The organism is Bradyrhizobium sp. MI1.10 (assembly GCF_055811035.1).
The window spans coordinates 47,497-56,286 of sequence record NZ_JBVVPN010000046.1 but is presented as its reverse complement, the minus strand read 5'-3'; the positions used below and the strand labels follow the sequence as shown (position 1 = coordinate 56,286).

Below are 8,790 nucleotides of genomic sequence, written 5' to 3'. Positions count from 1 at the left end.
GTCCTCAACTACGGCGGGATTGGCGCGCGGACGCAGGATCTCGTCCGCACGCTGCGCGGGTTTGGCATCGCCCCTGCCGACCGCATTGCGGCTGCGCTGCCGCGCGGTGCCGACAGCGCACTGGCCCTGATCGCGGTCGCCTCGAGCTGCGCTTGCGTCCCCGTCAATCCCGATCTGACGGCGGACGAGCTGCAACGCTATTTCAGCGAATTGAAGCTGACGGCGCTCGTCACCCGGGCCGACACGAACTCGGCGGCCCGCGATGTCGCCAAGGTGCTCGATATTGCCGTGATCGATTTCGTGCCGGGGTCACAAGACGATCTCAGCGGCTGCACGTTCGTCGGGCCGGCGGTTGGACCGGCGAGCAGCAGCGGCGCCTCGCGGGGCGACGACGACGCGTTCATCCTGCTGACCTCGGGCACCGCGGCGCGGCCGAAGATGGTGCCGCTGACGCATCGCAATGTGTGCCTCTCCGCCTACAATGCCGGCCGCGTGCTGTCGCTTGCGTCCCACGATCGTCTGCTCAACGTCCTGCCACTGTTTCACGCCCATGGTTTGATCTCCGGCCTGCTAACGGCGCTGGCCGCGGGCTCCAGCGTGATCTGTACCGAGGGTTTCGACGCAGCCTCCTTCTTCGGCTGGATGCGGCAGCTGCAACCGACCTGGTACACCGCAGTGCCGACCATCCATCGCGCGCTGCTGACGGCGGCGGAAGCCAACCCGGATCTCGCCCGATCGTCGTCGCTGCGCGTGATCCGCTCCGCCTCGGCCTCGCTTGCGCCTGCGATCCTCGACGGACTGGAGGCGACGTTCGGCGTTCCCGTGCTCGAAACCTACGGCATGACTGAGGCGGCCTCGCAGATCGCGGCCAACCCGTTCGAGCTGCGCAAGGTCGGATCGGTCGGCCGCGCCGCGGGCCCCGAGATCGCCATCATGGACGAGACCGGCCGCGCGCTCGCCAGCGGCGAGCACGGCGAGATCATGCTGCGCGGACCCAATATGAGCCACGGCTACTATAATGACGAGGCGGCGACGCAGGCCGCATTCCGCAACGGTTGGTTCCGGACCGGCGATCTCGGCTATCTCGACGCCGACGGCTATCTCGTCATCGTCGGCCGTATCAAGGACGTCATCAACCGCGGCGGGCAGAAGATCTCGCCCCTGGAGGTCGAAGATGTCCTGCTCAGCCATCCGGCGGTGCTGGAGGCCGGCGTGTTTGCCGTCCCGCACCCGAAGCTCGGCGAGAACGTCGCCGCAATCGTGGTGCTGCGGCCGAATTCCGAGGCGACCTCGGACCAGTTGCGCCAGTTCGCCCGGAAACGGCTTGCGGCCTACAAGGTGCCGAGCCTGATCCGTAGCGTGGCGACGCTGCCGAAAGGCGCCAGCGGCAAGGTCAAGCGCAATGCGCTGGCCGAGCTGATCGCAACAATGGGCGGCGGCGAGGAGGAGGCCCGTCTGCCGCGCAACGCGCTGGAGACTGAGCTCGCCGGGATCTGGGCCAATTTGCTGGAGCTGCCACAGGTCGGGGGCGATCAGGACGTCTTTGCGCTGGGTGCGGACTCGCTCGCGGTGACGCAGATGCGCTCGCGCCTGCGCGAACGCTTCAATGTCGATTTCTCGTTCGAGGACGTTTTCGATTGCGCGACGCCCGCCGCGCTTGCGGACCGGATCGAGACCGCCGCAAGCCATCGCGAAACGATGCTGCCGGCCTGGCGCCAAGCCGGCGAAGCAGACGCGCCGCTGTCGTTCCAGCAGCAGCGGATGTACGTGCTCTCGCGGCTCGACCCCACGCGCTACAATTATAACGTCGTCGAAGTCGCGCTCCTCAAGGGTGGGCTCGATGTCGCCGCACTTTCTGCGAGCCTTGCCGCGGCCTCTGCCCGCCATGAGGCGTTGCGGTCGGTCATCATCGAACGCGAGGGCGAGCCGGTGCAGCTTGTGCTGCAATCGCCGCCGCAGTTCGAGCGGATCAAGCTCAAGCCCTGCCCGGCGGACAAGCGGGCCGCTGTTGTCAGGCGCGAAGCGCTCCGGCTCGCGCAACATCCGTTCGACCTTGCGCACGAGGCGCCGCTGAAGGTCACGCTGCTCTCGTTCGACAAGAGCAGCCACGCGCTCGTGGTCAACGTCCATCATCTCGTCACCGACGGCTGGTCGCAGCGACTGTTCTGGGAAGAACTCGCCGCCCATTATTCGGCAGCGCGCAAGAACGACGTGGCAACACTGCCTGCGCCCGCCTTCCAGTACCGCGACTTTGCGCTCTGGCAGCAGAGCTGGGCCAAGACGCCGGCGGCCAAGGAGCAGCTCGATTACTGGCGGACGCAACTGGACGGCGTCACCACGCTGCCGCTGCGGACCGACCGGCCAAGGCCGGAGGTCTGGAGCGGCCACGGTGCCCGTCACTATCTCGAATTCTCCAAGACTCTGTCGGCCGACTTGCGTGCGCTGAGCCAGAACCAGGGCGTCACGCCCTTCATGACCCTGCTCGCAATGTTCCAGTGCCTGCTGTTCCGTCACACCGGACACGAGGATGTCGCGACGGGATCGCTGATCGCCAACCGCAACCAGATCGAGAGCGAGCGCCTGATCGGACTGTTCGCCAACACCCTGATCCTGCGCAATGATTTCGGCGACGATCCGAGCTTCGGCGACATGTTGCGCCGGGTCCGGCAGGTCACGCTCGATGCCTATCGCAACCAGGACCTCCCGATCGAAGAGGTCCTGCGCGCGCTCCAGATCGCGCGAAGGAGCGACGGCAATCCGCTGTTCCGGATCATGTTCATCCTCCAGAACGCCTCGATTGAGGCGGCACGATTCTCCGGTCTGTCGACGCGGCGGATCGAGATCGATCCACAAGTGGCGCGATTCGACATCACGCTCGAACTGGTCGAGGCCGACGGCCGTTTCACCGGCTTCTTCGAATACGCCACCGATCTGTTCGACGCGGCGACGATCGAGGGCATGGCCGCTCAGTTCAGAACCCTGCTCAAATCCGTCATCGCCGATCCGGAGCAGCGCATCTCGCACCTGCCACTCCTGAGCGAGACCGAACGCCGGCAGCTGCTGGCGCAGGGCCGGGGCGTGCCGGCCGATTTCGCCACGCGCGGCAATTTGAGCGAAGGTTTCGACCGCCAGGCCAAGAAGACGCCGAACGCGATCGCCGTGTCGGACGGCCGCACATCCCTGAGCTACCGCGAGCTGGCGCGCCGCAGCCAAGCGGCCGCGCGCTGGCTTGCCCTCGAAGGCGTCGGCGCCGAGACCGTAGTCGCCTTGCTTGCAGATCGCGGGCCCGACCTGCTTGCCGCGATGATCGCCGTGCAACGCGTGGGCGCCGCCTTCCTCAATCTCGATCCCGACCAGCCGCCGGCACGGCTCGCAACCATCCTCGGATCGAGCGGCGCCCGCATGCTGCTGACCGGACGGGCGCAGTCGTCCATGGTCGAGGCGCTGCTCGAACCGCTGGTCGAGCGCCTTCAGGTGGCCGAGCTCGAGGACGCGATCGCGCCGGCGTCGACCAAGCCGGCCCGTGCAACGCGGCGCGCGGCTTCGAGCCTTGCCTATCTCATCTACACTTCCGGGTCGTCCGGCGCGCCGAAGGGCGTCATGATCGAGCAGCGCGGGCTTTCGAACCATCTGGCCTCGCTCATCTCCGAGCTGAAACTCACGTCCCGGGACGTGATCGCGCAGACCGCGCCGCAGAGTTTTGTCATCTCGGTGTGGCAGTTCCTCGCGGGGCCCATGGTCGGTGCGCGGGTCCATGTGTGCGGTACCGCGATCGTGCAGGACCCGATTTTGCTCGCGCGCGAGATCGAGCGCGAGGGCATCACGGTGCTCGAGATCGTCCCATCGCTGCTGCGTGTGATCCTCGATCGCATGGACGAGGCACAGGTCCGACGCGCCTTTGCGAGGCTACGCCTTCTGATCTCGACCGGCGAACCGCTGCCCGTCGATCTCTGCAAGGCCTGGTTCGCCCGCTGTCCGAAAGTGCCGCTGATCAACGCCTATGGTGCGTCGGAATGTTCCGACGACGTCTCGCTGCATCGCCTGACCAGGGCACCCACCACCACGACGGGCAACGTCCCGGTCGGCGCGCCGCTGCCGAACATGCAGCTCTACGTGCTCGACGCAAGCCTGCAGCCGCAGCCGGTCGGCGTGAGCGGCGAGCTCTGCATCGGCGGCGCCGGTGTCGGCCGCGGCTATGTCAACGACCCCGCGCAGAACCGGCAGCGCTTCCTGCCCGATCCGTTCTCGCGCAAAGCAAGCAGCCGGCTGTACCGGACCGGCGACCTTGCCCGCCACCGCGCCGACGGCACGATCGAATGCCTCGGTCGCGCCGACCATCAGGTCAAGGTTCGCGGCTACCGTATCGAGCTCAAGGAGATCGAGAACGCGCTTGCCGACCATCCCAGTGTGCGCGCCGGCATCGTCGAGCCGCGCCGCGAAGCAACCGGCGATGTCAGGCTGATTGCCCATATCGTCGCAAGATCGGGCAGCCGGAGCAGCGCCAGCGAGCTGCGCGACTTCCTGCAGAGCCGGCTGCCGGGCCATGCCATCCCCTCCGCGTTCCTGTTCCTGGATCAGGTGCCGCTCAATGCCCATGGCAAGATCGACCGCACCGCGCTGCTGGCGCCGGCGCAGCAGGAAACGTCCGGACCGGATGCGGCCGTGCCGGCGCGGCGCTTCACCGAAAAGGTGCTGTCCGACATCTGGATCGACCTGCTGAAGATCGAGAGCCTCGGCGTCACCGACAATTTCTTCGACCTCGGCGGCCACTCGCTGCTGGCGGGCCAAGTCATGGCGCGCGTCGCCCGGGCGCTCGGCGTGTCGCTGCCGATCAAGACCATCTTCGAGGCACCGACGATCGACGAGCTTGCCCGGCGGGTAGACGAGGCCGTGGCGGCCAAGCCGCGCAAGCCGGCCGCAGGTTTCGCAAGGCTGGCTACAGCGAGCCTGGCCGAAGGCAGCCCTCCCACGCTCTCGATCGCGCAGGACCAGATGCTGCGGATCGAGCAGAATCTTCACGGACTGCCGCTGTTCAACCTGCCTTTCGCTTTCCGTCTTCAGGGGCCGCTCAATCTGGCCGCCCTGGCGCAGGCGATCGATGACATCGTGCGCCGGCACGAATCGCTGCGGACCCATTTTGGCTGGAGCGGCGGGGAGCCCGTCAGCCGCATCGCCGCGCCCGGCGCCCTCGGCCGTGTCATGAGTGTCGAGACGATCGGCGACGGCCAGCCCCACAACAACAAGCGGCGCAAGGCGCTGGAGCTCCGCAAGATCGATCTCCTGATCGAACAGGAGACCTATGTCCCGATCGACACCACGCGCGCGCCGCTGCTGCGCGCCCGGCTGTTGCGGCTCCACGATTGCGATCACGTGTTGCTGCTGACGCTGCACCACGCCGTTGTCGACGGCTGGTCGATCGGCGTGCTGTTCGAGGAATTGTCCAGCCGCTATGCGGCCTTGGCTGGCTATCCTTCGGTGCCGCTGCCGAAATCGCCGCCGGCCTTTTCGGACGTGGCGCGCTGGCAGCGCTGGTGGTGCGGCACCGATGCCGCCCGCCATCAGGCGGCCGACTGGACGGAGAATTTGCGCGGGGCGCCTCCCCTCTTCGAGGGCGGATCACGTCCGGGCCCGTCCAGGGGGCACCATCCCGTCAGCCTGGATCGTGAGCTGATCGGCCGGCTCGCGGCTTTCGCCGGCCAGCACAATTGCACGCTGTTCATGTGCCTGCTGACCGGCTTGAAAGCCGTGCTGCTGGCGCGGGCCGGCCGCCACGACATCTCGATCGCCACCGCCATGGCCAATCGCGCCCAGCCGGACACCGACCGGATCGTCGGTCCGTTCGAGAACACGGTGATCGTTCGCACCAAAATCACGCCGGAGCTGTCGTTCGTGCAGGCCGTGGTCCGGGTCCGCCAGAGCGTGCTTGACGCGCATGCGCGCCAGGAGCTGCCGTTCAACATCCTGGCCGACCATCTGGAGCAGGAGGGGGTCAATCCAGCCTCGCTGCTCCAGGTCTATTTCACCCTGCAAAATCCGCTGCGCCAGCCGCTCGATTTGCCTGATCTCACGACAGGATCGATCGGCAACATCGCCCGCGAAGGCCAGCCGGTGCTGCCGATCGACCAGACCTGGCTGTCGCTGATGCTCAAGGAGCGGCCGACGGGAATCACCGGTTCATGCAACTACAAGAGCGAGCTGCTCGACCGCGCTACGGTCGGCCAGTGGATGGAGGATCTCGTCGCGCTGCTCGGGGCGGCCCTCGCCCAACCCAACGCACCACTCGGCCGATTGCTCAATCGCAGGGCGGCATGACCGGCCGTACAGCACGGGCGAATACGGGGTCACCCGTCAAAGCTGTGAATGACCAAGTTGCATCTTGATTATTTGGCGCCATCGCGCAAGATTATTCTCGCGTTTTGATTTGGACGATTATTTTCAACCGGGGAGTTCGTTATGGGTTTCATCAAATTTACCAAGGGCACCTCGTTGAGTGACAAGGACCGCAAGGCCCTGCAGAAGTTGCTCGGTGCCGAGAAGAAGAAGCTGCAGTCCGCGCTGAAGGACGTCGACGCCAGCATTTCGATGCTGGGCGGCTCCAAGAAGTCCAAGAAGAAGAAGAAGACGTAAGACTCGTCGGCCGGGACGCCGCACGAATCTTCAGGCTTCAGTTTTCGGGCTTCAGTTTTCAGATTTGGCCGCTCGCCTGTCGAGTTGGGGTCTCGCACAAGCTTGCGCCCGTAAACCGGCCAGCAATCGACAAGGATTCGCCGGAGTGGACCGCTAGAAGCGGTCCGCTCAGTTGATTCTTGCTCAGTTGATTCTTCCGTCATGGCAGGGGATTTGGCCCCGGCCTGACGCCATGGGCCCAATTGATGGCAGACGACAGAATTGAACTGTTTGTCGGACTGATCGAGACTTTTGACGCGCCGGATGCGGTTGATACGTGCCGGCGCCTGCTCTCGGTCGACGAACGGGTACGAGCCGACCGCTTCGTGTTCGAGCGGCACCAGCGACAGTATATTTTCGCGCACGCGATGTTGCGCCTTGCGCTCTCCCACGTCGCACCTGAGGTCGCACCGACCGACTGGTCATTTGCGGCCGGGCGTTACGGGCGGCCGTTTGTCGCATCGCCCAAGACCTCGAGCACGCTGCATTTCAGCCTGTCGCACGCCGACGGCTGCGTCGCCTGCGTCGTGTCAGGGCATGAGACCGTCGGCGTCGACGTCGAGACCGTGTCGCGTCGGGTGGCGCCGCTGTCGACCGCGCTTCGGTTCTTCGCGCCGGAAGAGGTCGAAGCGCTGCGCGGGCTGCCGGAGCCCGCCGCGACCGAGCGCTTCTTCGACTACTGGACGCTGAAAGAAGCCTATCTGAAGGCCAGGGGTTTCGGCCTCAATTTGCCGCTCGACGCCTTCGCCATGCAGGTATCTCGCGAGGCCATCGAGATCAGCTTCAAGCCCGATATCGCCGACGATCCGCAAGGGTGGCGATTCCAGCTGATCTCGCCGTCGCCCTCGCATCGTCTCGCGATCGCCGACGGCTCCCGCGCCAGCGGCGGCCTTCCCATCACGCGCAATGCGTGGCCGCTGCAGGAGGCAGCTGAATGACGCCGCGGCTGCGTGTCTTTCCCGCGATTTCGCGCAACCGCGACCCCAAGAAATATGTCGGTGAGTTGATGCGAGTGGCGCAGTTCGCCGACCGCAACGGCTTCGAAGGCATCCTGCTGTTCGAAGGCAACGACGTGTTCGTCGAGCCCTGGGCGATGGCCCAGCACATCATCGGCGAGACGACGAGGTCCTCGCCGCTGATCGCGGTCAATCCGGTCTACATGCACCCGTTCACGGCGGCAAAATTCGTCTCGTCCTTTGCGCAGCTCCACAGCCGCAAGGTCTATCTCAACATGATCACGGGGACGGCGGTCAGCGATTTGCAGGGGCTCGGTGACGAGCAGTCGCATGCCGACCGCTATGTCCGGCTCGGCGAATTCGTTGCGCTGATGCGCCAGTTGCTGGCAAGCCCGCGGCCCGCCACTTTCGAGGGCCGGTTCTACCGCGCAAGCAACCTGCAACTGCGACCAAGCCTGTCGCCGGAGCTGATGCCGGAATTTCTCGTCGCAGGTCAGTCCGAGCCGGCACAGCGCGTCGCAAAGGAGACCGGCTGCATCAAGATGCAGATGCTGCCGCCCGATCTCGACCGCGGCCTCGACGCGCCGGGCGTGAATTTTGGAATTTTCGCCCGCGAGGGACGCGACGAGGCACGGCAAGCGGCAAAGGCGCGTTTCCGCGATAATGCCGACGATCGCGAGCTGCTCGTGCTCACCGTGGAGAACAGCGATTCCGTGTGGAAACGGCGCCTCTACGAAGGCCAGAGCGGCGAGCTCGCGGACAATGGCTATTGGCTGCTGCCGTTCCTGACCTTCCAGGCCGACTGCCCCTACCTCGTCGGCAGCTACGCGGAGATCGGCGCGAAGCTGAAGGAGTTTGCCGCGAAGGGGCTGACCACGATCATGCTCGACATGGTCGCAGACGAGACCGAGATGCAGCACGTCTGCAAGGCGCTCGCGGCAAGCGGGATGTTTTGAGATCGAATTATCAAGGAAGTGCCTCTTCTCCCTCTCCCCGTTCTTACGGGGAGAGGGTCGGGGTGAGGGGCTCTCTCTGCGGGCGAGATATGCCTGAGACCTGTGGCCCCCCCCCCCCCGGTTTTGGGGGGCGGAAAGGCCCCCCACCCCCCCCCCGGGGGGGGGGGGAAAGGGCCCCGCCCCGGGCGATGCGCCCCCCCCCCCCCGGGCGG

Annotated in this window: 4 protein-coding genes; all 4 read left to right on the top strand. The window is 66.0% G+C overall.

Features of this window, described 5'->3' with window-relative positions; genetic code table 11:
• Positions 1 to 6,312: amino acid adenylation domain-containing protein (locus AC0L3K_RS33430; protein WP_473367613.1), on the top strand; the 6,312-nt coding region annotated here is incomplete at its 5' end.
• Between the two features lie 141 nt (positions 6,313 to 6,453).
• Positions 6,454 to 6,627: a hypothetical protein gene (locus AC0L3K_RS33425; protein ID WP_007600599.1), complete on the top strand. Its 174-nt coding sequence runs from the start codon at positions 6,454 to 6,456 to the stop codon at positions 6,625 to 6,627.
• A gap of 245 nt (positions 6,628 to 6,872) precedes the next feature.
• A complete protein-coding gene (locus tag AC0L3K_RS33420; RefSeq protein ID WP_007600598.1) occupies positions 6,873 to 7,604 on the top strand; it encodes a 4'-phosphopantetheinyl transferase family protein in 732 nt (243 codons plus the stop codon).
• Positions 7,601 to 8,578 (top strand): LLM class flavin-dependent oxidoreductase, encoded by a 978-nt coding sequence (locus tag AC0L3K_RS33415; RefSeq protein ID WP_473367612.1) that lies wholly within the window; start codon positions 7,601 to 7,603, stop codon positions 8,576 to 8,578. The genes AC0L3K_RS33420 and AC0L3K_RS33415 overlap by 4 nt, the downstream gene beginning before the upstream one ends.
• The last annotated feature ends 212 nt before the right edge of the window (positions 8,579 to 8,790 follow it).

Excerpts from the sequence above, each read along its gene's own strand:
- AC0L3K_RS33425 (WP_007600599.1), top strand. The coding sequence starts at position 6,454 with ATGGGTTTCATCAAATTTACCAAGGGCACCTCGTTGAGTGACAAGGAC.
- AC0L3K_RS33420 (WP_007600598.1), top strand. The coding sequence starts at position 6,873 with ATGGCAGACGACAGAATTGAACTGTTTGTCGGACTGATCGAGACTTTT.
- AC0L3K_RS33415 (WP_473367612.1), top strand. The coding sequence starts at position 7,601 with ATGACGCCGCGGCTGCGTGTCTTTCCCGCGATTTCGCGCAACCGCGAC.